24 protein-coding genes are annotated in these 25,465 nt (G+C 70.8%); 13 read left to right on the forward strand and 11 right to left on the reverse strand.

What is annotated here, in order from left to right; translation table 11 throughout:
* Positions 1 to 49: 49 nt before the first annotated feature.
* The 6 genes from FHT38_RS21630 to FHT38_RS21655 all read left to right on the forward strand — a co-directional run bounded on the left by FHT38_RS21630 (position 50) and on the right by FHT38_RS21655 (position 5,817).
* The gene (locus FHT38_RS21630; protein ID WP_183493180.1) at positions 50 to 1,048 is read left to right on the forward strand and encodes an N-acetylglucosamine kinase; all 999 of its coding nucleotides are present in this window, start codon (positions 50 to 52) and stop codon (positions 1,046 to 1,048) included.
* Positions 1,045 to 1,887 carry an N-acetylmuramoyl-L-alanine amidase gene (locus FHT38_RS21635; RefSeq protein ID WP_183493181.1) on the forward strand — a complete coding sequence of 281 codons (843 nt, stop codon included), beginning with the start codon at positions 1,045 to 1,047 and terminating at the stop codon, positions 1,885 to 1,887. The genes FHT38_RS21630 and FHT38_RS21635 overlap by 4 nt, the downstream gene beginning before the upstream one ends.
* 13 nt (positions 1,888 to 1,900) lie before the next feature.
* Entirely contained in the window at positions 1,901 to 2,911 is a 1,011-nt protein-coding gene (locus FHT38_RS21640; protein WP_091729016.1) for an ABC transporter permease subunit, read from the forward strand.
* Positions 2,912 to 2,975: 64 nt separating this feature from the next.
* Positions 2,976 to 3,860: an ABC transporter permease subunit gene (locus tag FHT38_RS21645; RefSeq protein ID WP_183493630.1), complete on the forward strand. Its 885-nt coding sequence runs from the start codon at positions 2,976 to 2,978 to the stop codon at positions 3,858 to 3,860.
* The gene (locus FHT38_RS21650; RefSeq protein ID WP_183493182.1) at positions 3,860 to 4,804 is read left to right on the forward strand and encodes an ABC transporter ATP-binding protein; all 945 of its coding nucleotides are present in this window, start codon (positions 3,860 to 3,862) and stop codon (positions 4,802 to 4,804) included. Before FHT38_RS21645 ends, FHT38_RS21650 begins: the two co-directional genes overlap by 1 nt.
* Before the next feature lie 35 nt (positions 4,805 to 4,839).
* On the forward strand, positions 4,840 to 5,817 hold the full coding sequence (locus FHT38_RS21655) for a dipeptide ABC transporter ATP-binding protein (protein ID WP_183493631.1): 978 nt from the start codon (positions 4,840 to 4,842) through the stop codon (positions 5,815 to 5,817).
* Positions 5,818 to 5,831: 14 nt separating this feature from the next.
* Here the strand turns inward: FHT38_RS21655 and FHT38_RS21660 are convergent, their stop codons facing one another.
* Together FHT38_RS21660 and FHT38_RS21665 are read right to left on the reverse strand one after the other, a co-directional pair.
* Entirely contained in the window at positions 5,832 to 6,152 is a 321-nt protein-coding gene (locus FHT38_RS21660) for a type II toxin-antitoxin system YafQ family toxin (protein ID WP_404935747.1), read from the reverse strand.
* Positions 6,115 to 6,405 (reverse strand): type II toxin-antitoxin system RelB/DinJ family antitoxin, encoded by a 291-nt coding sequence (locus tag FHT38_RS21665; protein WP_183483396.1) that lies wholly within the window; start codon positions 6,403 to 6,405, stop codon positions 6,115 to 6,117. Before FHT38_RS21665 ends, FHT38_RS21660 begins: the two co-directional genes overlap by 38 nt.
* Positions 6,406 to 6,672: 267 nt before the next feature.
* On the opposite strand from FHT38_RS21665, the gene FHT38_RS21670 reads away from it, so the two are divergent.
* The 4 genes from FHT38_RS21670 to FHT38_RS21685 all read left to right on the forward strand — a co-directional run bounded on the left by FHT38_RS21670 (position 6,673) and on the right by FHT38_RS21685 (position 11,035).
* Entirely contained in the window at positions 6,673 to 8,271 is a 1,599-nt protein-coding gene (locus FHT38_RS21670) for an ABC transporter substrate-binding protein (RefSeq protein ID WP_183493183.1), read from the forward strand.
* Positions 8,272 to 8,376: 105 nt separating this feature from the next.
* Complete coding sequence (locus FHT38_RS21675; RefSeq protein ID WP_091729036.1) at positions 8,377 to 9,279, forward strand: LysR family transcriptional regulator; 903 nt, start codon at positions 8,377 to 8,379, stop codon at positions 9,277 to 9,279.
* Complete coding sequence (locus FHT38_RS21680; RefSeq protein ID WP_183493184.1) at positions 9,276 to 9,884, forward strand: M15 family metallopeptidase; 609 nt, start codon at positions 9,276 to 9,278, stop codon at positions 9,882 to 9,884. The genes FHT38_RS21675 and FHT38_RS21680 overlap by 4 nt, the downstream gene beginning before the upstream one ends.
* Before the next feature lie 74 nt (positions 9,885 to 9,958).
* Entirely contained in the window at positions 9,959 to 11,035 is a 1,077-nt protein-coding gene (locus tag FHT38_RS21685) for an LD-carboxypeptidase (protein WP_183493185.1), read from the forward strand.
* A gap of 19 nt (positions 11,036 to 11,054) precedes the next feature.
* Here the strand turns inward: FHT38_RS21685 and dacB are convergent, their stop codons facing one another.
* Positions 11,055 to 12,488, reverse strand: coding sequence for a D-alanyl-D-alanine carboxypeptidase/D-alanyl-D-alanine-endopeptidase (dacB, locus tag FHT38_RS21690; protein WP_183493186.1), 1,434 nt, complete (start codon positions 12,486 to 12,488; stop codon positions 11,055 to 11,057).
* A 225-nt stretch (positions 12,489 to 12,713) separates the two neighbouring features.
* Between dacB and FHT38_RS21695 the strand changes: the two genes are divergently transcribed.
* Positions 12,714 to 15,623, forward strand: coding sequence for a TonB-dependent receptor domain-containing protein (locus FHT38_RS21695; RefSeq protein WP_310737411.1), 2,910 nt, complete (start codon positions 12,714 to 12,716; stop codon positions 15,621 to 15,623).
* 74 nt (positions 15,624 to 15,697) lie between these two features.
* On the opposite strand, the gene FHT38_RS21700 is transcribed toward FHT38_RS21695, so the two are convergent.
* From FHT38_RS21700 to FHT38_RS21725, 6 genes are all read right to left on the reverse strand, one after another.
* On the reverse strand, positions 15,698 to 16,045 hold the full coding sequence (locus FHT38_RS21700) for a DNA-binding transcriptional regulator (RefSeq protein WP_147242107.1): 348 nt from the start codon (positions 16,043 to 16,045) through the stop codon (positions 15,698 to 15,700).
* Positions 16,017 to 16,325, reverse strand: coding sequence for a type II toxin-antitoxin system RelE/ParE family toxin (locus tag FHT38_RS21705; protein WP_183493187.1), 309 nt, complete (start codon positions 16,323 to 16,325; stop codon positions 16,017 to 16,019). The genes FHT38_RS21700 and FHT38_RS21705 overlap by 29 nt, the downstream gene beginning before the upstream one ends.
* A gap of 189 nt (positions 16,326 to 16,514) precedes the next feature.
* On the reverse strand, positions 16,515 to 17,423 hold the full coding sequence (locus tag FHT38_RS21710; RefSeq protein ID WP_183493188.1) for an LD-carboxypeptidase: 909 nt from the start codon (positions 17,421 to 17,423) through the stop codon (positions 16,515 to 16,517).
* A gap of 18 nt (positions 17,424 to 17,441) precedes the next feature.
* On the reverse strand, positions 17,442 to 18,671 hold the full coding sequence (locus tag FHT38_RS21715) for a serine hydrolase (protein ID WP_183493189.1): 1,230 nt from the start codon (positions 18,669 to 18,671) through the stop codon (positions 17,442 to 17,444).
* A gap of 111 nt (positions 18,672 to 18,782) precedes the next feature.
* A complete protein-coding gene (locus FHT38_RS21720) occupies positions 18,783 to 20,126 on the reverse strand; it encodes a D-amino acid dehydrogenase (protein ID WP_310737430.1) in 1,344 nt (447 codons plus the stop codon).
* A gap of 213 nt (positions 20,127 to 20,339) precedes the next feature.
* Positions 20,340 to 21,533, reverse strand: a complete 1,194-nt coding sequence (locus FHT38_RS21725) for an amino acid aminotransferase (RefSeq protein ID WP_183483412.1) — start codon at positions 21,531 to 21,533, stop codon at positions 20,340 to 20,342.
* A gap of 140 nt (positions 21,534 to 21,673) precedes the next feature.
* On the opposite strand from FHT38_RS21725, the gene FHT38_RS21730 reads away from it, so the two are divergent.
* On the forward strand, positions 21,674 to 22,075 hold the full coding sequence (locus FHT38_RS21730) for a PaaI family thioesterase (protein WP_091729078.1): 402 nt from the start codon (positions 21,674 to 21,676) through the stop codon (positions 22,073 to 22,075).
* A gap of 27 nt (positions 22,076 to 22,102) precedes the next feature.
* On the opposite strand, the gene FHT38_RS21735 is transcribed toward FHT38_RS21730, so the two are convergent.
* Entirely contained in the window at positions 22,103 to 23,410 is a 1,308-nt protein-coding gene (locus tag FHT38_RS21735; protein ID WP_091729083.1) for a glutamate carboxypeptidase, read from the reverse strand.
* A gap of 319 nt (positions 23,411 to 23,729) precedes the next feature.
* Between FHT38_RS21735 and FHT38_RS21740 the strand changes: the two genes are divergently transcribed.
* On the forward strand, positions 23,730 to 24,200 hold the full coding sequence (locus FHT38_RS21740) for a BON domain-containing protein (protein WP_310737412.1): 471 nt from the start codon (positions 23,730 to 23,732) through the stop codon (positions 24,198 to 24,200).
* Positions 24,201 to 24,249: 49 nt separating this feature from the next.
* Here FHT38_RS21740 and FHT38_RS21745 read toward each other — a convergent pair whose 3' ends face one another.
* Positions 24,250 to 25,404 (reverse strand): DUF2332 domain-containing protein, encoded by a 1,155-nt coding sequence (locus FHT38_RS21745; RefSeq protein WP_183493192.1) that lies wholly within the window; start codon positions 25,402 to 25,404, stop codon positions 24,250 to 24,252.
* Positions 25,405 to 25,465: the final 61 nt, after the last annotated feature.

The following is a 25,465-nucleotide window of genomic DNA, read 5'->3' on the forward strand; positions in this document are numbered from 1 at the left end:
GGCGGGCCCGCGACGCGCCTCTTAAGCTCCGCGCGCCACGCCCTCCCCCATGAGCCTCACCCCCGACGCCACCGCCTCCGCCCACGCGCCCGACCGGCCGGGCAGCGCGCGCGCCGGCGCCGGGCTCGGCCTGGGGCTTGACGCCGGCGGGACGCAGACGCGCTGGGCGCTGTCGCGGCCCGACGGCACGCTGGTGGCGCGCGGCGAGGTCGGCGGCTTCAGCGCGTTGCTGCTGGACAGCAGCGCCGGCCGCGTCGCGCTGGCGCAGACGCTGCAATCGCTCGCCGCGGCGGTGATCGCGCACGCGGCACCGGGCGCCCTGCGGGGCCTGCAGGCCGGCGTCACCGGGCTCGGCGAACCCGACGGCCCCGCCAGCCGGCAACTGCGTGCGCTGCTGGCGCAGCAGCTGGGCCTGGCGCCGGCGCAGATCCATTGCGACAGCGACATCGCCCAGGCCTGGCATGCGCTCTACCGCCCCGGCGAGGGCTACCTGGTCTACGCCGGCACCGGCGCGATCGCGGCCTTCATCGACGCGGACGGCGCGCTGCACCGTGCCGGCGGCCGCGGTCCGCTGCTCGGCGACGAAGGCGGCGGCCAGTGGATCGCCCGCGAGGCACTGGCGCTGGTCTGGCGACGCGAGGACGAGGCCCCCGGCGCCTGGACGGATTCGGCGCTGGCGCGCCACCTGTTCGACGAACTCGGCGGCGCGGACTGGCCGACCACCCGCGCCTTCATGTACGGCGGCGACAACGCGGCACGGCGCGGCTCGATCGGCCGGCTCGCGCTGGCCGTCGCGCGCGCGGCCGAGGCCGATGATCCCGACGCCCTCGCGCTGCTGCACCGCGCCGGCCGCGAGCTCGCCCGGCTGCCGCTGGCGCTCGTGCGCCGCCTGGGCGTGCGTCCCGTCACCGCCGCCGGACGTGTGCTGCAATTGCACCCGGCGATCGAGGCCGGCCTGCGCGCCGCGCTGCCGCACGACCTGCCCCTCGCCGTTCAACAACCCGACACCGCCCTGGCCGCTGCGCGGCGCGCGGCCCTCGCCCCATGAAGACCAAGCTCCTGACCCTCGCCGCCGCCGCGCTGCTCGCAGCCTGCGCCTCGCCCACGCTGCAGATCGACAAGACGCATGTCTCCGAGAACCAGGACAGCCGCGCGCAGTTCCTGATCCTCCACTACACGGTGCTCGACTTCGACAAGTCGATGAAGGTGCTGACCACCGGCGGCAAGGTCTCCGCGCACTACCTGGTGCAGGACAACCCGTCCAAGGTCTACCAGCTGGTCGACGAGAACCGCCGCGCCTGGCACGCCGGCGTCAGCTACTGGGGCGGCGCGACCAACCTGAACTCGGCCTCGATCGGCATCGAGATCGTCAACGCCGGCTTCACCGACACGCCGCTGGGCCGCGTCTACGCGCCCTATCCGCAGAAGCAGATCGACGACGTCATCCAGCTGACCCGCGAGATCGTCGCGCGCCACGGCATCCGTTCCGATCGCATCCTCGGCCACAACGACATCGCGCCGGGGCGCAAGCAGGACCCGGGTCCGGAGTTCCCCTGGAAGCAGCTCGCCGACGCCGGTCTGATCGCCTGGCCGGACGCGGCGCAGGTGCAGGTCAAGCGGGCCATCTACGAGGTCGGCCCGGTGCCCGACGTGAACTGGTTCCAGCAGCGCCTGGCGCAGGTGGGCTACCAGATGCCGCGCACCGGCGAGTTCGACATCGCCACCCGCGAGGTGATCAGCACCTTCCAGATGAAATACCGTCCGGCCAACTTCGCCGGCGACATGGATGCCGAGACCGCCGCGCTGCTGGAGGTGGTCACCACGCCCGGCGGGATGCTCATGAAGCAGCCGCGCGCCGCGGATTCGCAGGTGCGCTCGGCGTATTGACCTGGCGCCTGCCTTGCTGAACTTCTTCCTCCGCCGCCTGGCCACCTTGCTGCCGACGCTGATCGGCGTGACGCTGGTCGCCTTCGGCCTGATCCGGCTGGTGCCGGGCGATCCGATCGCGATCATGATGGGCGAGCGCGCGCTGGACGAGGCCACGCATGCGCGGCTGATGCACGAGCTCGGCCTGGACCAGCCGCTGTGGCGCCAGTACGCGGACTATGTCGGCGGCCTGCTGCACGGTGACCTGGGGCGCTCGCTGGTGTCGCACGAGCCGGTCTCGCACGAATTCCGCGCGCTGTTCCCGGCCACCGCCGAACTGGCGCTGTTCGCGCTGCTGCTGGCGATCGTGCTGGGCATGGCCCTGGGCATCGCCGCGGCGCTGCGTCGCGGCTCGTTGCTGGACCAGGGCGTGATGGGCGTGGCCACGGTGGGTTATTCGATGCCGGTGTTCTGGTGGGGGCTGATCCTCATCATGCTGTTCTCGGTCGGGCTGGGCTGGACGCCGGTGTCTGGCCGCATCGCCGTCGAGTACGACGTGCAGCGCGTCACCGGCTTCATGCTGATCGACGCGGCGCTGCACGACGAGGCCGGCGCCTGGCGCTCGGCGCTGCGCCACCTGCTGCTGCCGGCGCTGGTGCTGGGCACCAGCACGACGGCGGTGATCGCGCGCATGACCCGCTCCAGCCTGCTGGAGGTGCTGCGCGAGGACTACATGCGCAGCGCCCGCGCCCGCGGCCTGTCGCCGGCGCGGGTGGTGCTGGTGCACGGCCTGCGCAACGCGCTGATCCCCGTCATCACGGTGATCGGGCTGAAGGTCGGCAGTCTGCTGGCCGGCGCGGTGCTGACCGAGACCATCTTCAGCTGGCCCGGCATCGGCAAGTGGCTCATCGACGCCATCGCGCGCCGCGACTATCCGGTGGTGCAGGCCGGCATCCTGATCTCGGCCTGCACCTTCATCGCGGTCAACCTGCTGGTGGACCTGCTGTACGGCGTGGTCAATCCGCGCATCCGCAAGCAGGGCTGAGATGAGCATGAGCGATCCCACCCGCCCGGCGCCGACGAGCCTCCCACCCGAGGTCCCGCCCGTCATGGCGCCGCCGGTGCTGCCGCCCGGCCCGCTGGCCGAGTTCTGGCGCGGTTTCTCCGCCAACCGCGGTGCGCTGGTGGCGCTGGTCGTGTTCACGCTGCTGGCGCTGGCGGCGCTGCTCGCGCCCTGGATCGCGCCGCACGATCCGGTGAGGCAGTACCGCGAGGCGATGCTGACCCCGCCGCTGTGGATGGACGGCGGCCAGGCGCGCTTCCTGCTCGGCACCGATGAACTCGGTCGCGACCTGCTGTCGCGGCTGCTGCACGGCGCGCGCGTGTCGCTCGGCATCGGGCTCGCCTCGGTCGTGCTGTCGCTGATCCCCGGCGTGCTGCTGGGGCTGCTGGCGGCCTTCCACCAGCGGCTGCTCGCGCCGGTCGTGATGCGGCTGATGGACGTGATGCTCGCGCTGCCCGGCCTGCTGCTGGCGATCTGCGTGATCACGGTGCTCGGGCCGGGCCTGATGAACACGGTGATCGCGATCGCCATCGGCAGCCTGCCGGAGTACGTCCGGCTCACCCGTGCCGCCGCGCTCGCCGAGCTCGGCAAGGACTACGTCACCGCCAGCCGCGTCGCGGGCGCGTCGACCTGGCGGCTGATGTTCTCGACGGTGCTGCCCAACTGCCTGGCGCCGCTGATCGTCAACGCCTCGCTGAGCTTCTCGGCCGCGATCCTCGAGGCCGCCGGCCTCGGTTTCCTCGGCCTGGGCGTCCAGGCGCCGATGGCCGAGTGGGGCACGATGCTGTCGTCGGCGCGCGACTACATCGTGCGTGCGCCCTGGGTGGTGACGCTGCCCGGGCTCGCGATCCTGGCCTCGGTGCTGAGCGTCAACCTGATGGGCGACGGCCTGCGCGACGCGCTCGACCCGCGCCTGAAGAGGGTCTCGTGATGCTGGAGATCCGTGACCTGCGCGTGCGCTTCGGCGCCTTCCCGGCGGTGGATGGTGTCGACCTCGATGTCGCGCCCGGCGAGGTGCTGGGCATCGTCGGCGAATCGGGCTCCGGCAAGTCGGTCAGCATGATGGCGCTGATGGGGCTGATCGACGCGCCCGGCGTGACCAGCGCCGCCTCGCTGCGCTTCGAGGAGCAGGACCTGCTGGCGATGCCCGCGGCCGCGCGCCGGCGGCTGGTGGGCAAGGACATCGCGATGGTGTTCCAGGATGCGCTGGCCTCGCTCAACCCGAGCTACACCGTCGGCCACCAGATCGAGGAGGTGCTGCGGGCCCACCTCGGCCTGCGCGGCGCGGCGGCGCGGCAGCGCGCGCTGGAGCTGCTGCAGCAGGTCGAGATCCCCGACGCGGCGAGCCGGCTGGGCGCCTATCCGCATGAACTGTCGGGCGGCATGAACCAGCGGGTGATGATCGCGCTGGCGATCGCCTGCTCGCCCAAGCTGCTGATCGCCGACGAACCGACGACGGCGCTGGACGTGACGATCCAGGCCCAGATCATGGACCTGCTGCTGCGCCTGCAGCGCGAGCGCGGCATGGCGCTGGTGATGATCACGCACGACCTCGCGGTGGTGGCGGAGATGGCGCAGCGCGTGGCGGTGATGTACGCCGGCCAGGTGGTCGAGACGGGCCGGCTGCCCGATGTCTTCGAGTCGCCGCGGCATCCCTACACGGCGGCCCTGCTGGCCGCGATCCCCGAGCACAACCGCGGCGGACGCCGCCTGCAGGCGCTTCCGGGCATCGTGCCGGGCGCGCTCGACCGGCCGTCGGGTTGCCTGTTCTCGCCGCGCTGCCCGCGTGCGCAGGACCGCTGCCGCGCGCAGCGTCCGGCGCTGGACGCCGGCGTGCGCTGCTTCTATCCGCTGAGCGAGGAGACCGCCGCATGAGCGCCGCGGACGACGCGCCGATGCCGGCGTCCTCGATGCCCGTGGCGGACGCGACGACAGGCGCGGCGCCGGTGCTGCAGGCGCGCGACCTGGCTCGCCACTACCGCGTGAGCCGCGGCTGGTTCGCGCCGGCCGCAACGGTGCGCGCGCTGGACGGCGTGAGCTTCGAGCTGGCGGCGGGCAAGACCCTGGCGGTGGTGGGCGAGTCCGGCTGCGGCAAGTCCACGCTGGCGCGGGCGCTGACGCTGATCGAGGCGCCGAGCGCCGGCACGCTGCGCATCCACGGTCGTGATGCCGCCGACGCGGCCGCGCGCAAGGCCTTGCGGCGCGAGGTGCAGATGGTGTTCCAGAACCCCTACGCCGCCTTGAATCCGCGCAAGACCATCGCGTCGACGCTGGCGGAGCCGCTGGTGATCAACACGACGCTGGGCCGTGCCGAGCGGCGGGAGCGGATCGAGGCGCTGGCGGCCAAGGTCGGCCTGCGGCCGGAGCACCTGCAGCGCTACCCGCACATGTTCTCGGGCGGCCAGCGCCAGCGCATCGCGATCGCGCGGGCGATGGTGATGCAGCCCGGCATCGTGGTCGCGGACGAGCCGACCTCGGCGCTGGACCTGTCGATCCAGGCGCAGATCCTCAACCTGTTCATGGACCTGCAGGAGGAGTTCGGCACCGGCTACGTGTTCATCTCGCACAACCTGGCGGTGGTGGAGCATGTGGCCGACGAGGTGATGGTGATGTACCTGGGCCGCGCGGTGGAACACGGCGACAAGCGCCGCATCTTCGCGCGGCCGCTGCACCCGTACACGCAGGCGCTGATCAGCGCGACGCCGGCGCTGCGTCCGGCCGACCGCCGCCAGCGCATCCGCATCCACGGCGAGCTCCCGAGCCCGCTCAAACCCCCGACCGGTTGCTCGTTCCACCAGCGCTGCCCGCTGGCCCTGCCGCGCTGCGCCGAGGTCCGCCCCGAACTGCGTGAGCTGGACGGGCGGCTGGTGGCGTGTGATGTGATCTGAACGCCAGTCCGCGCTCAGCGCCCGAAGAGCTCCGCGTGCGTCCCCGCGCGCACGAAGACGATGGTGTCGCCGCGCAGGTGATAGATCAGGAGGAAGTCGCCACCGATGTGGCACTCGCGGTGATCCCGCATGTCGCCCAGGAGGGCGTGGTCCTTGTACTCGGCGGGCAACGGCCCGTCGTTGGCGATCAACAGGAGCATGGCCGCCTTGAGGCGGCCCATGTCGTACCGACCTGAATGCGAGAGCCGTTCCCAGTCCCGCAGGAATTTCGCGGCGTAGTCGGTGACGCGCGGGGGCTCAGCGCGTTTTTCGCGGGCGGGCCTTTTTTTCAAGATCATCGATCAGTTCCTTTCCGGAACCGAACCGAGCTCGGGTGACGGCACGGGCTTCCTCCATCGCCGCGCGGGTCTCCGCGTTGGGCACCTTCACCTCGAAGGGCAGGCCGTTGTGCAACACCACCTGCGTGAGGAAGAGACGGATCGCATCGCTCAGGGTGAGGCCGCATTGGGCCAGCACTTCGGCAGCGGAATCCTTGAGTTCGGGCTCGACGCGGGATCGCAGTTCGGTGGATTTGATGGCCAGGCTCATGATGGACTTCTCGCTCAAACGTAGCGACATTGTGGCTACAAATGTGGAGTCTACGCCAGCATGGGCCCGGAGGGAATCGCGCATACTCCACGAGGATGCTGCGTTCGTCGCCCCGAGCGCTCGGGCGTTTGACGCCTTCGATGTACGAGACCAGGCGTCAGGGCGCATCGAGCGCCCGCATAACCCGGTGTTATGGTCCAACCGCCCCATTTCAGTTGTGACCGTCGCGCCCGCGTTTCGACAATGCGCCGGCTAGCCCTCCCCCCGATGCGCCCTGCCCTTTCCCTCTCGCTGGCCGCGTGGCTGCTCGCGGCACTGCCCGTCGTCCAGGCGGCCGATGCCGCCGCGCCCAAGCCGCTGGTCTACTGCACCGACGCCAGCCCCGAGGGCTTCGATCCCGGCCTGTGGGATTCCGCCAGCACCAACAACGTCAACAACCAGATGTTCCAGGGGCTGGTCCGCTTCGAGCGCGGCGGCACCGCGCTGCAGCCGGCGCTCGCCACCGCCTGGACCATCAGCCCCGACGCCCGCGTCTTCACCTTCACGCTGCGCGAGCACGTCCGCTTCCACGCCCGCCCGTGGTTCACCCCCACGCGGCCGATGAACGCCGACGACGTGCTGTTCACCTTCGGCCGCTTCCTCAACCGCGAGCACCCGTTCAACAAGGCCTTCCCCGCCAACTTCATCTATCCGCAGAACCTGGGCCTGGCCAAGGCGATCACGAAGATGGAGAAGCTCGACGACCGCACCGTCCGCTTCACCCTCGCGCAGCCCAACGTCACCTTCGTCACCTGGTTCGCGATGGCGTTCGCGGGCATCCAGTCGGCCGAGTACGGTGCCCAGCTGCTGCGCGAGGGCAAGGCCGCGCAGATCAACCGCCTGCCCATCGGCACCGGCCCCTACCGCTTCCGCAGCTATGCCAAGGACGACGTCGTCCGCATGGAAGCCAACCCCGACTACTGGGGCGAACCGCAGAAGACGCAGAAGCTGATCTTCACCATCAGCCGCGAAGCCGCGGTGCGGGTGCAGAAGCTGCTTGCCGGCGAATGCCAGATCACCTCGCCGCTGCGCGACATCGACGTCGCCGCCATCGACCGCCATCGCGAACGCATCCGGCTGGAGAAGATCCAGGCGCTCAACATCTCCTACCTGTCCTTCAACCTGCGCAAGCCGCCGACCGACAACCGGCTGGTGCGCGAGGCGCTGGACATCGCCGTCGACCGCGACGCGATCTTCCGCGCGCTGTTCCCGCGCGGCGACGCGATGCAGGCGGTCAACCCGTTCCCACCGGCCATCCCCGGCTACAACCGCACGCTGAAGAACGAGTACGACCCCGAGCGCGCCAAGGCCCTGCTCCGGCAGGCCGGCTTCCCGGACGGCCTGGACATCGACCTCTGGGCACTGCCCGTCACGCGCCCGACCAATCCCAACGGCCAGTTGATGGCGCAGCTGATCCAGCAGGACTGGGCCCGCATCGGGGTGCGCGCGCAGATCCGCACCTACGAATGGGGCGAGTACCTCAAGCGCGCCAACGCCGGCGAGCACTCGGTCTACATGAGCGGCTGGTCCGGCGAGAGCGGCGACGCCGACGACTTCCTGACGCCCAACCTCAGCTGCGCCACCAACAAGTCGGGCGTCAAGTTCTGCAACCCCGAGTTCGAGCGCCTGATCGACGCGGCCCGCGCCACGCCCGACCAGGCGCGGCGCATCGCGCTCTACGAGCAGGCGCAGGTGATCTTCAAGCGGGAGCGCCCGTGGATCACGATGGCACACTCGACGGTCTACATCCCCACCAGCAAGGACCTGCGCGGCTTCAGGATGCAGCCCAACGGCGGGGTGGTCTTCGAGAACGTCTACCGTGAATAAGCCTGCTCTTCCTCTTCGCGCGCCGGCCCGAGCGCCGGGCCGCCCCCGGCCGGGCCGGGCCCCCTCGGGGGGCCGGACGACGTATTCGTCGGACGGGGGGCCGACATGAGGCTTCGTCACATTGAAGTCTTCCACGCCATCATGCAGGCCGGCACGATCAGCGGCGCGGCGCAGCTGCTGCACATCTCGCAGCCGGCCGTGACGAAGGTGCTGCAGCACTGCGAGCTGCAGCTGGGCATGCCGCTGTTCGACCGCGTGCGCGGCAAGCTGTATCCGACGCCGGAAGCGCAGCGGCTGTTCGTCGAGATCGACAAGCTCAACCGCGACCTCGTCGCCATCCGGCGCCTGGCGGCCAACCTGCGCGGCGGCGAGTCCGAATCGCTGCGCCTGATGGCCACGCCGACGCTGGGCGCCGCGGTGATTCCGGCGGCGATGACGCACTGGGCGCAGGCCTTCCCGCGCAGCCGCTGCCAGCTCAGCACCAACCACACCCGCGAGATCGTCTCGGCGCTGCTGCTGGGCGAAGCCGACCTGGCGCTCAGCCTGCAGGACCCGCGCCACCCCGGCATCAAGGCCGAGGTGCTGGCCAGCGGCACGATGATGGCGCTGTGCCCGGTGCAGGGTCCCGAGGCGCAGGGCAGCGGCCCGCTGCCGCTGGAGGAGATCCAGTCCGAGCTGATCGCGATGGCCGAGGACGATCCGCTGGGCCACATGCTGCACAACGCCAGCGAGGCCGAGGGCCGGCACCTGGACAGCCGCATCACCGTCCAGACTTACCAACTCGCCCGCGCGCTGGTGGAGGCGGGCGTGGGCATGACCGTCGTCGATCCGTTCACCGCCGCGTCGGCGGACCCGACCCGGGTCAAGGTCCGGCCGCTGGCGCCGCCGATGGCCATCCACCTCTACCTGCTGACCTCCGCCAGCGCGCCGCTGGCCCAGGCGGCGCGCCGGCTGGTCACCTACCTGCGGGACGCGGCCCGCGCCAACCTGGACAGCCTCGCCGGATGAATGCCATTCCCTGCGAAGAGATCGCGGCGCACACCGAGTTCCGCTCGCTGCTCACCATCCCCGGCATCGCGGTGGACCTGCGCTACGCGACGCCGGACAACTTCGTCGGCCGCAACGTCTACGGCGGCCTGGACTGCGCCTTCCTGCGCCGCGAGGCCGCCGATGCGCTCGCCGAGGCGGCCGCCTGGCTGGCTCGCCACTGCCCGGGCATGACGCTGGTGGTGCTGGATGCGCTGCGACCGCAGCGGGTGCAGGAAGCGCTGTGGGCCGAACTGGAGGGCACGCCGCTCACCAGGTACCTGGCCCACCCGGCGCGGCGCTCGATCCATTCATTCGGCATGGCCGTCGACGTGACCCTGCTGGACGACCAGGGCCGCGAACTCGACATGGGCACCGGTTTCGACGAAATGACGCCGGCCTCGCACCCCGAGTTCGAGGCCGAGCAGCTCGCCGCGGGCGGTCTCACCGCGGACCAGCTGCGCCATCGCGGCTGGTTGCGCGCGGCGATGCGCCATGCCGGCTTCCAGACCATCACGACCGAGTGGTGGCACTTCGACTTCGGCGACCGCGAGCGCGTGCGCCGCGAACTGCCGCTGGTGCTGTGAGCGGTGGCCGGCGTCGCTCGCGTGCTGCGACAGGCGCCTGAAACCCTCGTACGTCGCTGCTTCCGGAGATCCTCATGACCGCTTCCCGCCGCCACCTCCTCACCGGCGCCGCTGCGGCGGCCGCACTGGGCGCGCTGTCGCCGGCGCGGGCGCAGACCGCCGCGCCGGCCCGCGCCGCACGGCCCAATGCCGCGCCAGAGCCGCTGCGCGCACGCCGACTGCGCCCCGGCGACACGATCGCGCTGGTCAGCCCCGCCAACGCGACCTATGAGCGCGAGCCGCTGGAGATCGCCGTCGAGTCGCTCGAGGCGCTGGGCTTCAAGGTCAAGCTCGGGGCCAACGTGCGCGGCCGTTACGGCCAGTTCGGCGGCACCGACGTGCAGCGCGCCGCCGACATCAACGACGCCTTCGCCGACGACGAGGTGGCCGGGATCCTGGCCCTGACCGGCGGGTCGGGATGCAACCGCATCGTCGACAAGCTGAACTACGCGCTGATCCGGCGCAAGCCGAAGTTCTTCGGCGGCTTCTCGGACCTGACCAGCCTGGTCAACGCGATCCACAAGCAGACGGGGCTGATCACCTTCCACTGCCCGGTCGCGGGCTCGGAGTGGAACGAGTTTTCGCTCCAGCATTTCCGCGCCGTGGCGATGGACGCGCAGGCCGACCTGCTGCAGAACCCGCAGGGCGAGCGCGGGGCCCACCTCGTCCAGCGCGAGGACCGCATCAGCACGCTGCGACCGGGCCTGGCGCGCGGACCGCTGGTGGGCGGCAACCTGGCGGTGCTGAGCTCGCTGGCCGGCTCGCCCTACTTCCCCGACACGCGGGGCGCGATCCTCTTCCTCGAGGAGGTCAACGAGTACATCTACCGCGTCGACCGCATGCTGTCGACGCTGCGGCTGTGCGGCGCGCTGGACCAGCTGTCGGGCGTGGTGCTGGGCAAGTTCACCCAGTGCGGGCCCGGGGATGGGAGCTACGGCACGCTGACGCTGGATGAGGTGTTCGACGACTACTTCCTGCCGCTCAACATCCCGGTGTACCGCGGGGCGATGATCGGCCACATCAAGCGCAAGTTCACCGTGCCGGTGGGGCAGCCGGCGGAAATGGACGCGACCGCGGGAACGGTGCGCTTGCTGTCGCCGGCGGTGAGCTGAAGAACCTCACCCTCTGCGCTCATTGCCGCGCCACCCAGTCGACCAGCGCGTCGATGGCGGGGCGCGCCTTCATCGCCTGCTCGTCGTTGACGATGGCGACGACGATCCAGGTCCGGCCGGTCGAGTCCGGCACGTAGCCCGCCAGCGCCACGACGTCGCGCAGCGTGCCGGTCTTCATGCGGGCTCGGCCCTCGGCCGCCGTGCCCTTCATGCGCCGCGCCAGCGTCCCGTCGACGCCCGCCACCGGCAGCGTCGCCAGCAGCTCCGGCCCGTGCGGCCCGCGTGCCGACGCCCCCAGCATCGCCGCCAGTTGCGCCGCGGTCGCCCGCTCGGTGCGCGACAGGCCTGAGCCGTTCTCCAGGGTCATGCCCGTGGTGTCGATACGCTGCGCCGCGAACCAGTCGCGCACGACGCGCGCGGCGGCCTGGCGCGTGTCCTCGCCCGGCTGCGCCGCGGCAGCGCCCAGGCGCAGGAACAGCAACCGCGCCAGCGCGTTGTCCGAGACCTTCATCACCGGCCGCAGCAGCTCCGCCAGCGGGCGGTCGCGATGCTGGACCAGCACGCGCGCGCCCTCCGGCGTCGCGCCCTCGCGGATCTCGCCCGACAAGCTCCCACCCAACTCACCCCACAACTGGCGCAAGGCCTGCGCCGTCTCCCATTGCCGGTCCAGCACGTTCAGCGACTGCGTCACCTGGCAGCCGCGCGGGAACTCGCCCGCGAGCACCAGCCGGCCCCCACCGCCGGGCAAGGGCTCGAAGCGCGACGGCATCCAGCCGTCGTCCCAGTCCTTGCAGGGCTTGTCGTTGAGCCTCACCGCGCTGGTGTCGATCACCAGGGCGCCGAACTGCGGGAAAGGCCGCGCCGTCAGCCCGCGCTCGTCGGCGGCGAGGTCGTACTGCAGCAGGCTGCCGTTGAGGTGCAGCGCGTCGGGGATGACGTTGTAGGGAAATTCCGCCTGCTCGTCGAAGCGCGGCGCGTCGATGTCCAAGCGCGACGGCTGGAACAGGCCGCGGTCGACGACGATGCCGCCGGCCAGTTCGCGCACGCCATGGCGCTCCCGCAGCTCGCGCAGCATCGCCCACAGCGCGGGCCAGTCCAGGTCCGCGTCGGCCCCGCCCTTGAGCACCAGCGGCCCGTCGAGTCGCCCATCACGGACCTCGCCCGCGGCCAGCAGCTGCGTCTGCCCGCGGCTGCTCGCCCCCAGCCGGTCCAGCGCGACCACCGCGGTGATCGTCTTCATCGTCGAGGCGGGCGCCATCGGCCGGTCCGCGTTCAGGCGCAGGCCGGTGCCGGGCGCCTCCAGCGGATGGGCCACCACCGCCAGCGAGGCGGCCGGCACGCCGGCCTCGCGCAAGGCGGCCTGGACCGGCGCGGGCGGCGTGTCGATGAAGGTGGCGCAGCCGGTCGTGGCCAGCGCGGCGACCAGGAGGGCAAGGGCGGTGATCGATCGCATGAGGGGCGACTGTATCGGCCCGGCGCCTTTGCATTCCCGCAGGTTATGGCCGCGCGACAAGCATTCATCGGGACGGAAGCAACAAATGGGTGAGGTTCCTAGGACCTTGAAATCGTCTCGTGCTTGAAGATCGTTCGCAGCTCGCAACAGGTCGATCGCCAATGGTCGCGCCTCCGTCGTTGGCGGCGTTGCAGGACGCCGGGTCCGGTTAACAAGGAGAAGGTCGTGAAATTGAATCAACTCGCTCGCTGTCTCGTGGTGGTGGGGCTGGGCGCCCATGCGGCGGCCTGGTCGCAGGAGGTCCAGAAGATGGAGCGGGTGGAGATCACCGGCTCGAGCATCAAGCGCATCCAGGACGAAGGCGCGCTGCCGGTGCAGACGATCTCCCGCCGGGACCTGGACCGCCAGGGCATCGTGTCGGCCGAGCAGCTGATCGCCACGCTCTCGGCCAACGGCAACGGCCTGGACAACCTGGCCTCCAATGCCGACGTGGTGTCGGGCCAGGCGCGGGGCAACAACGGCGCGACCTCCGCCAACCTGCGCCTGCAGGGCGCCAACGCGACGCTGATCCTGCTGAACGGCCGCCGCATCGCCGCGCACGGCCTCAACGGCGGCGTCGTCGACCTGAACCAGATCCCGATGGCCGCCATCGAGCGCGTCGAGGTGCTCAAGGACGGCGCCTCCTCGACCTACGGCACCGATGCCGTGGGCGGCGTCATCAACTTCATCCTGCGCAAGGACTACCAGGGCCTGCAGGCCAGCGCCTTCACCGACGTGACCGAACACGGCGGCGGCAACATCTACCGCGCGTCGCTGACCGGCGGCGCCGGCAACATCGACAAGGACGGCTTCAATCTGCTGGCGGTGCTGTCGGTGACCGACAACAAGCGCCTGGACGGCTCGCAGCGCGATTTCGTCAACAGCTTCCAGCCCGAGCGCGGCCTGTCGCCTGACACGCGCGGCACGCCCTTCGCGACGCTGTTCCTGCCCACGACGACGGGCACGACCATCCGCAACGTGCTGAGCCGCCCGGGCTCCAACGCCAACACCGGCCCGCTGTACAACGGCGCCGCGATCAACAGCGTCAACATCCTGGACCTGCCCGGCCAGGCCGGTTGCGCCTCGCAGCCGGGCATGGGGCCGTATGCGGAGAAGCTGTGGAACTCGGCCTCCGCCTCGCCGGCCAACCAGTTCGGCTGCGCCTGGGACACCGGACGCGCCGCGGTCATCCAGCAGCCGGTCAAGAACACCAACCTGGTCACCCGCGGCCAGCTCAAGCTCGGCGAGCACCTGCTGACCGGCGAGCTGCTGCTGGGCAAGTCGGAGTCGACCAAGTACTTCTCGCCCAACCAGATCAGCAGCGCCGCGTCGACCTCGACGCTGGGCCTGCCCAATGGGACGACCACGCGCAACCCCTTCGCCGACCTGGCCTATCCGTCCAGCGGTGCCGGCTACCAGCGGGTGTTCGACGCGCTGGTGGCGCAGTTCCCCTCGCTGGCCGCCAACCAGGGCCTGCCGATGACCTTCCGCTGGCGCTGCATGGAATGCGGCGAGCGCGCCATCGGCACCGACACCGACACCGGCCGCTACCTGCTGAGCCTGGACGGCCCGCTGCCCTTCCTCAAGGACTGGGACTACAAGGCCGGCGCCTCGCACGCCTACAGCAAGAGCACCTCGACGCTGGGCAGCGGCTATCACAACTACGTCGGCCTGGCCAACCTGATCAACACCGGCGTGCTCAATCCCTTCCTGCTGGCGGGCGAGTCGCAGACGCCCGCGGCGCTGGCGGCGCTCAACGCCATCTCGGCGGCGGGGACGGAGCTCTATGGCGGCAAGTACACGACCGACCAGTTCGACGCCACCGTGTCGGGCCCGGTCTTCAAGCTGCCGGCGGGCGAGGTGATGGCGGCGCTGGGCGTGGACTACCGCATCGAGAAGTACCGCTTCGACGGCAACACCTCGGTCAACACCAACGACATCAACACCTGGGTCTACAACGCGCCGTTCGACAACATCAACGCGCTGAGCGGCGTGAAGCGCAAGGTGGGCGCGATCTTCGGCGAAACCATCATCCCGATCGTCAAGAACCTCGACCTGAACCTGTCGGTGCGCTATGACAAGTACACCGGCTTCGGCAGCACGACCAACCCGAAGGCGTCGGTGCGCTACCAGCCGCTGGAGAGCCTGGTGTTCCGCGCCTCGTACAGCACCGGCTTCCGGGTGCCCACCTTCAACCAGCTGTTCAATGGCGTGACCGAGTCGCCCTACACCGGCGCCGGCGTGCCGGATCCGGCGACCTGCCCCGGCAACGTGGTGAGCAACGCGCCGGGCTGCCAGGCGATCACCTTCAACACGCTCTTCGGCGGCAAGCCGGACCTGCGGCCGGAGGAGTCGAAGATGTCCAACATCGGCTTCGTGTGGCAGCCCTCGCCGGCCTTCAACATGAGCGTCGACCTGTGGGACATCAAGCGCGACGGCCAGATCCAGAGCCTGACGCTGTCGCAGATCCTGAACAACTACCAGCTCTTCCCCGAGGCCTTCCTGCGTGACAGCACCGGCGCGCTGAAGATCGTCGACACGCGCTGGATCAACACCGGCGAGACGCGCACGCGCGGGCTGGAGCTGTCGATGCGCGGCAGCACGCCGCTCAACGGCGGCCGCCTGACGGCCGGCCTGGATGGCACCTACCTGCTGGAGAAGAAGTCCAAGCTGCTGGACAACGTGCCCTTCGGGCCGAGCGAGGTCGGCCGCTTCACGCGCTCGAGCGAGCTGGGCCTGCGCTGGAAGCACAGCGCCTACATCACCTACGCCTATGGCGACTGGGCCTGGTCGCTGCGCCAGCAGTACTCGACGGGCTACTACGGCTACGTGCCGCCGGGCATCGCCAACGGCAACGCGACGGCCCCGGCCTTCGACCCGTGGGTCAAGCCGTACTACCTGCACCACGTCAGCGTGGCCTACACCGGCATCAAGAACCTGACGATCACGGCCGGCATCAAGAACATCCTCGACCAGGACCCGCCGTTCGCGAACAGCTACGACAGCAACACCGGCTCGGGCAGCTCGTGGGAGCCGCGCGTCGCCGACCCGCGCGGGCGCTCGTTCACGCTGGGACTTGACTACAAGTTCTTCTGATCGCTCCGATGGCCTGCCGCCTCGCGCGGCGGCCTCGGACACACGAAAGCCCGCCGGGGAACCGGCGGGCTTTTTTACGCCTTGCCGCCCAGTGCGGCCGAGGTCAAGGGGAAGATGCGCTTCACGCCCTGCTCCCGGATCGTGTGCAGGAATCGCAGGAGCGGACCGGTCGGTCGATCCAGCCCTTGCTCGTAGCGGCGCAGCAGCCGCGCTGTCGTGCTGAGCATGTTCGCGAAGACATAGAGGCTGAGGTCCGCCTCCTCCCGGATGGCCCGGACCTCGTCGGGCGTCAGCGGCGCCGGCGGTGCAATGCCGCACCAGGCCAGGCGTTGGAAATGCTCACCGCTGACCAACCCGCAGGCGTGCATGCCGCGTCCGGTCTTCACCATTCGATCAATCGAGTCGTACTTGCGCTTGCGCATCACAGAGCACCTCCGTCAGAAATCCAGAATTGATTGCGGCATCCCGCTGAACGATGTCCATCGCCGCCAGGGAGACGTTCATCGCCTTGAAACCTTGAAGCTGCCGGTCGTCGATATTGGCGAGGACGTTCTTCGCATAGCCTTCGATGAAGAACCACGGCGCGCCCCGTCGATGGGCGACGATCACGCGGAAGCCATCGCGTTTGCCGGCGCCGGATCGTGCAATCCGCTTCTTGAAGAGTCCACTACCAAGATCTGCATCGATCAGGCCGCGTTCCATTTCAGCCACGGCACGGCAGAGATCACCGTCTGCGCATGCCCTGCTTGCGCCTCCACCTTTGAAAGCCTGGGACCAGATAGACGGCTCGAGCCATGTCGACCTCCTCGCATCTTCGTGGACGAGAAGAGTGCCAGGTCTTGCGTGCCAAGTCGTCGCCCTGAGGTCGGGCCTCCGATGGGGGCAACCTGTTCAGGCTTCGAGCGTTCTCGCGACCGGATTCAGCGTGATGGTCACACCGATCGGCAGCGGAAGGTTCGGCGACGTATGGCCGCTTGGCCAACCGGCAAGCACCGGCACGCCGAGCCCGCCGAAGTAATCGGCCAGCACCTCATCCGGCGAGTCCGCATCACTGAAGCTGCCCAGCAGCACGCCCGTCAGCTGGTCGAGCCCTCCGCTCAGACGCAGCTGGCACAGCAGGCGATCGATCATGTAGGGATCCTCCCCGACGTCCTCGAGGAACAGCACCGAGCCCCGCAGGTCCGGCATGAACGGCGTGCCCAGCAGCGCCACGAGGACCGCGAGATTGCCTCCCGTGAGCACGCCGCGAACGGGTGCCGTCCCGCGATTCAGCGGGTGCGGTGCGAGCGCAGGCCCAAGCCGCTCCCCTTCCCGCAGACCCCGCCGGAGCCGCTGCGCGAGCGCGACGGCATCGGCCCATCCCGACTCCCCCTTGCACCAGTCCGAGGCTGGCATCGGCGCATGCCAGCTGGCGAGGCCCTCCTGTTGTCGCAGCGCCATCAGCGCCGTCAGGTCGCTGTAGCCGATCAGCGGCTTCGGAAAGCGGCGCAGCAGCGCGCGATCGATCCGGTCCAGCAGCCGCATGCAGCCGTAACCGCCGCGCAGGCCGATGACGGCGTCGACGTCGGGATCGGCCAGCGCGGCCTCCAGGTCGTTCAGCCGCCGGTCGTCGTCCGCCGCGAGATGGCCGAGGAAGGCGGGACCCGCGCAACCCGGGAACACCTTCGCGCGAAAGCCCAGCCGCTCGATCATCGGCACGACCTGATCGAGCCTGCCTTCGCGCGGCGGACCGGCGGGGGCGATGATGCCGAGGCAGGCGCGCTCGGGCAGGGGAGGCAGCAGCATGGGGGTGGAAGGCATGACGATCAACCGTCGAGTTCAGGCCTCGAGCCACGCCGCCATCCGCGCGTCGATCGCGGCGCCGAGCGCCGGGATGCGCCACGTCGTCGGGCAGCGGGGATCGGGAGCGTAGCGCGACCCGAGGCTGGTCAGCAGCGCGATCAGGTAATGGCGCCGGCGCGGCGCGATGCCGCGCACGATGCCGGCATCGGACGCGTAGTTCTCCGTGTTGCCGGTCTTGTGCGCGAACCAGACCTCGCCGCCGGCCGCGAAGCGCCGCAGGTCGCCGGGCAGCGACACCTCGCCCGCCTGCAGCGATCCGTCGGGCTGCAACCACCGCGACGGCAGCCGCGCCGGCAGGCCCGGCACCCAGCCCGGCACGCCCGCCAAGGCACCACTCGACAGCACCTGATGCAGCGCCTGGTCCTGCAGCGCATGCATCGCCTGGTTGCGGCTCTCGGGCGACAGCCGCGGCGCGTCGGCCGCCAGCCAGGGCGCGCGGGGCGCGGTCGGGTCCAGCCACCAGAGCAGGCGCACCGTGTCCCACGCCGTCATCTGGATCTGCCCGACGCCGGACCCCGACACGTTGCCCCAGCCGCCCTCGGCCGTCGTGTTGGCCAGGCGCAGCGTCGTCAGCCCGAGCGACGCGAACAGCGCATGCAGCTCGTTGCGCACCTCGCGTCCTCCGTCGCGGCGGATCGCACCGGCCGCATGCATCAGCGTCACCAGCGCCGAGGTCGCCTCGTTGCTGCTCCAGGTGACCATGTCATAGGCCCAGTCGGCCACCACGCGCTCGCGGCCGCCGTATTCCAGCGACTGCCACCAGCCAGCGCGTCCCTGGTCGACCAGCCGCCCGATGCCGACCAGCACCATCAGCTTCAGCAGCGACGCCGGATAGGGCGCGACCACGCGGCCGCCGCCCTCGCCCACGGCGCCCGCGAGCGGCACCCAGTCCATCGCGGACCAATCCGAGCCCGGGCGCCACGCGATCGAGTTCCCGTCGGCATCGCGCTGGTCCGCCAGGAAGCGCAAGTTGCGCACCGGCCCGCCATCGGCCGGCAGCTCGGCGATCAAGCCCTGCGGATGCTCGCGCGAGAACGCCACGTTCGCCCACACCGGCGGTCCCGACTCGGGGAAGGCCGCGACGGCCAGGTCGATGCTGGGGAAGTGCCGGATCGGTCGCCCCTCGTCCTGCGGATCCAGCGTCGCGCCGAAGTCCTGCGCCAGGACCGCCTCGCGCAAGGTCTGGGCCAGGGCGCCGTGGGTCAAGGGCTGTGCGGGACGGGCGCCTGGACGAAGCGGCGCGCGGCCGTCCGCCGGCGCGGCGGGCGATGGCGCGGCGGGCGAGGGCGCGCTGCGTCCGTCCGTCACCGCGAGCCCTCAGGCAGCGCGCAGCTGCAGGCCGTCCAGCGCGATCGGGCTGGGCTTGCCGGAGACCAGGTCGGCCACGATGCGGGCCGAGCCGAAAGAGAAGGTGAAACCCAGGGCGCCATGGCCGACATTCAGCCACAGTCCGCGCAGCGGCGTCTCGCCCAGCATCGGCGCGCCGGACGGCGTGGCCGGCCGCAGCCCCGCCCAGGGCACCGCGCGGTCGTAGTCGGCGGCCTTCGGGAAGGTCTCGCGCACATTGCGCTGCAAGGCCGCCAGGCGCTTGGGATCGATGCGGGTGTCCTCGCCGACCAGGTCGACCATCGCCGCCACGCGCAGCTGCTGACCGATGCGGGCGTAGAGCGTCTTGCGTTCGAAGTCGGTCACGCTGACCGTCGGCGGACGGTGCACGCCGTTGATCGGCGCGGACAGGCTGTAGCCCTTGAGCGGATACAGCGGCAGCCGCAGGCCGACCAGTTCCGCCAGCGCCGCGCTCTGCAGCCCGGCCGCCAGCACGACCCCGCCGGTCGCCAGTTCGCCCTGGTCGGTGCGCAGCGCGACGACGCGCTCGCCCTCGACGACGAAGCCGGTCGCATGCGCCTGCAGCCGTCCCTGGAAATTCGGATGCCGCGCGAGGCGCTCGCCCAGCTGGACGCTGAGCGCGTGGCAATCGGCCACGGCCTCGCCCGCGGTGAAGATGCCGCCCGCGAGCCAGTCCGCGCCGCCATCGCCCAGCGCGGGTTCGATGGCGAGGCATTCGTCCCGGGTCAGCGCGCGTTCCGGTCCGCCCGTCGCGCGCGCGGCCACGCGGGCGAATTCCTCGGCCTTCCGGTAGACGACCAGCTTGCCGGGCGTGCGCAGCTCGATGGCGTCGAGGGCCGCGTGGCGTTGCAGCTCGCCAAAGCATTGCTGGCTGAAGGCGCCCAGTTCGAGCAGGCGCTCGGTGGTGCGCTGGTTGATCGGACCGCGGCAGTGGGCGAGGAAGGCGGCCAGCCAGCGCCACTGCGCGGCGGTGCCATCGGGCTTGAAGCGCAGCGGGCCGTCGGGGTCCAGCAGCCAGCGCAGCGCCTTCAGCGGCACGCCGGCATCGGCCAGCGGCGACACGTAGCGGTAGCTGAGCTGCCCGCCGTTCGCCCGGCTCGCGCCGGTGGCGAGCGCGGCCTCGCGCTCCACCAGCGTCACCCGGTGCCCCGCCTCCGCCAGGGCCCAGGCGGTGGTGACGCCAACGACGCCGCCACCGATCACCACGAGTTGCTTCATCCCGGACGAATTCATTCTTGAATGGTCCGGGAGGGTACGGATTCGCGCCGCCCTCAGCCAATGAAAGCGAGGCCGCCACCCATAACCCTGTTGAATGCGCGCAAATGCGGTGCCAACCGGGTTACTCCCTCTCCCCGCCGCGCGGGGAGAGGGCGGGCGTGAGGGGTCTTTCGATCTGCCGCAGCGCTACGGCAAGAACCCCCTCACCCTACCCTCTCCCCCTCCCGGGGGGAGAGGGAATGATGCGGGCGCGAGGGGTGTCGAGAGAGGGGATGAATCCCAGGCGAAGGGACCAGACGGAGACGTCGGTCAGGCCAGCACGGCTGCCATCGCGTTCGCGGTGGCTTCGACATTGCGGGTGTTCAGGCCGGCGATGCACATCCGGCCCGAGCGCAGGATGTAGACGCCGAATTCCTCGCGCAGGCGGTCCACCTGCTCCGGCGTCAGCCCGGTGTAGCTGAACATGCCGCGCTGCGTCAGGAAGTAATCGAAGTTGCGCCCCGGAATCTTGGCCGTGATGACCTCGAACAGCGCGTTGCGCATCGCCAGGATGCGCTCGCGCATCTCCTCGACCTCACCCTCCCACAGCGCGCGCAGCGCCGGGTCGCCCAGCACCTTGGCCACGACCTGGCCGCCATGCATCGGCGGGTTGGAGTAGTTGCGGCGGATGGTGAACTTCAACTGGCCCAGCACGTTGGCCGCCTGCGCCGCGTCCGGGCACACGACCGACAGCGCGCCGCAGCGCTCGCCGTACAGGCTCATGTTCTTGGAGAAGCTGTTGGCGACGAAGAAGCTCAGCCCCTCGGCGGCCAGCGCGCGGATCGCGAAGGTGTCCTGCTCCAGGCCATCGCCATAGCCCTGGTAGGCCAGGTCCAGGAAGGCGATCAGCTCGCGCTCCTTCAGCACCGGGATCAGCGCGTCCCATTGCGACTGCGACAGGTCCACGCCGGTCGGGTTGTGGCAGCACGCATGCAGCAGCACGATGCTGCGCGCCGGCGCCTCCGACAGCGCCTGCAGCATCGCGTCGAAGCGCAGGCCGCCGGTCTTGGCGTCGTAGTACGGGTAGCTGCGGCACTCCAGCCCCGAGCCCTCGAAGACGGCGCGGTGGTTGTCCCAGGTCGGGTCGCTCAGGTAGATGGCGCTGTCGGGGAAGTAACGCTTGATGAAATCCGCGCCCACCTTCAGGCCGCCCGACGAGCCCACGCCCTGGATGGTCGCCACCCGGTTGCTCTTGAGCGCCTCGCTGTCGGCGCCGAACAGCAGCTTCTGCACCTCGGTGCGGAAATTGGCGGCACCTTCCATCGGCAGGTAGGGCCGGGCGCCGGCCTGCTCCACCACGGCCAGCTCGGCCCGGCGCACCGAATCCAGCATCGGGATGCGGCCGTCGTCGTCGAAGTAGATGCCGATGGACAGGTTGATCTTCTGCGTGCGCGGGTCCTTCTGGAAGGCCTCGTTCAGGCTGAGGATGGGATCGCCCGCGTAGGCGTCGACGTGCTGGAACATGCTGGGAACTCCAGGTTGGACAAACGGCGGCGGCCATTATCCCCAGCCGGACCCCGCCGCACCGCAACAGCCCCGCCGCCGGCGCACCGGTACAGCACGACGACAATGCCGGCTTCGCATCACCTGCCCCACCGAATCACATGATCACCGACTTCAACGCGCGTGGCGCCGCCTGCCTGCCGGGCCACCTGGGCATCGAGATCGTCGAGGTCGAGAAGGGCCGCGTCCACGCGCGGCTGCCCGTGCGTCAGCAGGTCATGGCGCCCAACGGCTACCTGCATGCCGGCAGCGTCGTCACGCTGGCCGACACCTGCTGCGGCTACGGCTGCATCGCCTCGCTGCCGGACGGCGCCAGCAACTTCACCACCGTCGAGCTCAAGTCCAACCACCTGGGCACCGCCCGCGACGGGGTCATCGAATGCACCGCCGTGGCCGTGCACATGGGCCGCACGACGCAGGTCTGGGACGCGACCGTCAGCCACGAGGGCAAGACGATCGCGCTGTTCCGCTGCACGCAGATGGTCCTGTATCCGAAGGCGTGAGCCGTCCCTGAATCGCCGAGGGGTTCGTCAGAGCGCCTTGCCGCTGCCGATGGCCATCACCAGGCGCGTGACCAGCACGAGCTTGGGCGCGATGGCGTCGATGACGACGAACTCGCTGTCGCTGCTGTGCGCGCCGTAGCCGCGCACGCCCAGACCCTCGATCACCGGCGCCTTGGTCGCCAGCGCGGCATAGGCCGCATCGGTGCCGCCGCCGGTGGGACGGTCACGGACGACCAGCTCCAGCTTCTGCTCGTCGGCCAGCGCCTTGGCCTTGGCGGCCAGCGCGCGCGAGGCCTCCGTCGCCTGCAGCGGCGGCCGGCGGCGGTCGAAGCTCAGCGTGATCTCCGACTCCGGCAGCAGCTTGTTCTGGATGCGCTTGCGCAGCTCGGCCTCCATGCCGTCGAAATCGGCGACGCGGTCCGCGCGCGCGTCGCCGTTGGCCTCGGCCCGCTCCGGGATCGCGTTGCGGACCGAGCCCGCCTTGGCCATCGTCCAGTTCAGGTGCTTCCCGTTCTTCGGGTCGGACAGGTCGCGGGTCTGCATGATCTGGTGGGCCATCTCGTACAGCGCGTTGACGCCCTTCTCCGGCGCCGCGCCCGCATGCGACGAGCGCCCCTTGACCTTCAGGTCCACCGACGCGATGCCGCTGGTGGCCAGCCGCACCGTGTCCGGCGTCGTCGGCCCGCCGCCGCCCTCGAAGGACAGCACCGCGTCGTGCTCGCCGCCCAGCCGGGTGATCAACGCGTTCGATCCAGGCGAGCCGATCTCCTCGTCGCCGTTGATCAGCACGGTGATCTCCGCGTAGTCCTTGAAGCCGACCGCCTTGAGCATCGCCAGCGTGTGGAGGATGGTCGCCACGCCCTGCTTGTCGTCGGCGATGCCCAGGCCGTAGGCATGGTTGCCGTCGATGCGGAAGGGCTGCTGCTTCAGGCCGCCACGCTGGTAGACGGTGTCCATGTGCGCGATCAGCATCACGCGCTTGCCGGTGGCGCTGCCGCCCTTGAACGACGCGCGCACGATCTGGCCCACCTTGGCCGGGCCGTCGCCGGCGTCGGAGGTCGGCGACGCGATGGTCGTGTCGGGATCGATCAGCTGCACCTGCCCGCCGAGCTCGCGCAGCCGCTGGGCGATGAGGCCGGCGATGCGGTCCAGGCCCTGGCGGTCGGAGCTGCCGGACTCGATCTCGACGAGTTGCTGCAGCGTCTTCATCAGATGGGGCTGCTCCCTGGCGGCCAAGGCCTGCAGCTCGGGCACGGTCTGCGCCTGGACGCCGAGGGCGGCCATCGCGGCCAGGGCGAGCGCCGCGCGGCGCCAGACAGGGAAGGAAGCCAGCATCGTCGAGGTCTCCGATCGGTGGGGTGCTTGTCGTCGCCGCTCCCTCGGGGGAGCGAAGGAAGGGCCGATCCTATCGGCAGACCGCTCCGCCGTCCGCGCTGAAAGTGTTTCGTGTGCGGAGCGACGCAAGCGCTCGCGGCATCCCTGGCGGCGTCACCGATGCGCTGAGGCCCTTCAGCCGTCGCGGCGGCCCTGGCGGCCGGGCGCGCGTTGAGGCAGGCTCGCGCTCATGCCATCGACACCCTCGCCCGTGGGCCGCTCCCCTGTCACGGATTTCCCGCGCCCGGCACCGGCACGGCGCCGACGGCTCGGGAGCGTCGTGCTGGTCCTGGCCCTGGCCACCGGCCCGGCGCTCGGCGACGACGTCCGCCGCAATGTCTTCGACGATCCCTTCGTCCAGTTGACGTCGGCGATCCCGCCTTCGGTGTGCCCGGTCCCGGCGGGCCCGCTGCTCACCGAGGCTGAAGTCCGGGCCCAGGCCCACGGTCGCATCGAGCGCGGCACGAGCTGCTTCCAGAGTGGCCGCTGCCGCCTGCCCAACGCCTATCTCTACGACAAGGAAATCATGCCGCGGGTGCAGAAAGCCATCGCCGCGGACGGCCGTTTCGCCGCCACGACCAGCGTCTGGGCGCTCGGCCAGCGGCGTTGGATCTGGCTGCAGGGCTGCGTGCGGAGCGCCGGGGACGCCGCGGCGCTGGAAGCGCTGGTGAAGCAGCTGGACGATGTCGAGGCCGTCATCAACGAGCTCCAGGTCGTGCCGGGCGGACCGGCCGCGGCGGCCTCTCACTGAACCGGCGGTGGAGGCGCCTGCGTCAGCCGCCGGCCTCGAACGCCGGATTTCAAGCCTCCAGCCATTCGATCCACCGGCCATGGGGGTGGGACCACGCCAGCGCCCCGGTCCGCGGCTCGCCGCCATCGGCCCACTGCAGCGTCCACAGGGTGCTGCTGCCCGGCGACTCGCCCGGCGGACAGTCGGGCGGCGACGGCAGCGGCGCCAGCTTGCCGATCTCGCCGCTGATCCAGGCCAGGCCGCGCTCGCGGACCAGGCGTTCGATGCGCTCGACGTGCGCGCGAAAGGCCTCGGCGTCGAAGTAGGCCAGCACCCAGACATTGACGAGCACCGGCGTGACGCCGGCCGGCAGGTCCGCCATCCAGCGCTCGAGCACTGACAGGCCGTCCGCCGAGCGGACCAGCGGCACCGGATGCCGCCGCGCATCGGCGAGCGCACGGTCCAGGCGCTCGCGCCGGGCGGCGTCGCCGGGCCACAGGCAGGCGCGCAACCAGCGAGCGGCGGTTTCGTCGGCGGGGTCGGCCGGGTTCAGGTCGACGCCCATCCGCCGCGCCGCCCGCCAGCACGGCGCGCCCAGCAGGCCGGTGGGGCGTTCGCCGCGCCAATGCGTCCGGATCACCGGCGCGTCGGGGCTCGCGCCCGGCGTGACCTCGACACCATCGTCATAGGCATAGCGGTCGACGCCCAGGTTCAGGCCGGCGCTGCAACCGAAGTCGAACAGCGCGAGTTCCACCGGCGCCGACGCCGTCCCGCCCAGCCGCGTCGCGAGCGCCTGCAGGGCCGGCCGCAGCACCGCGCAGCGACCGGTCTCGTTGGTCTGCGTCGTGCGGGTGCGGATCAGCGCGCGCAGCGCCGGGTCCTCCCGCTGGATGAAGTCCCGCAGGGTCGCCGGCAAGGCGTCGTCGGGCGCGCGCGTCCCGCCGACGCTGGCGTAATACGCCGCCAACGGATGCGGATCGCCCGCGAGGATCCGCTCATGCAGCGCCGCCAGTAGCAGCACGGGCAGGCGCTGCGTCGGCGGCGCCTCCAGGAGCAGGCCCATCAGCGCGGCATCGCCGCCGATGACCGCCGCGAGGGCGCGGTACAGCGGGTCATCCTGGCCGTCGATCTCGGCGAAACGGGCGAAGTGGTGGGCGATGCGCCCGAGTGCGTCTTCCATGGCGATGGCCTCCAGGCCGTCGTGCGCGGCCAGAATGTCGGCCATCCGACAAATCCGCGTTGCCGGATCGGTCCGGTCGCGGCCGGCCTTCCCGGACGCTGAGGCC

It is taken from the genome of Mitsuaria sp. BK041 (assembly GCF_014193085.1).
Taxonomy (GTDB): Bacteria; Pseudomonadota; Gammaproteobacteria; order Burkholderiales; family Burkholderiaceae_C; genus Roseateles.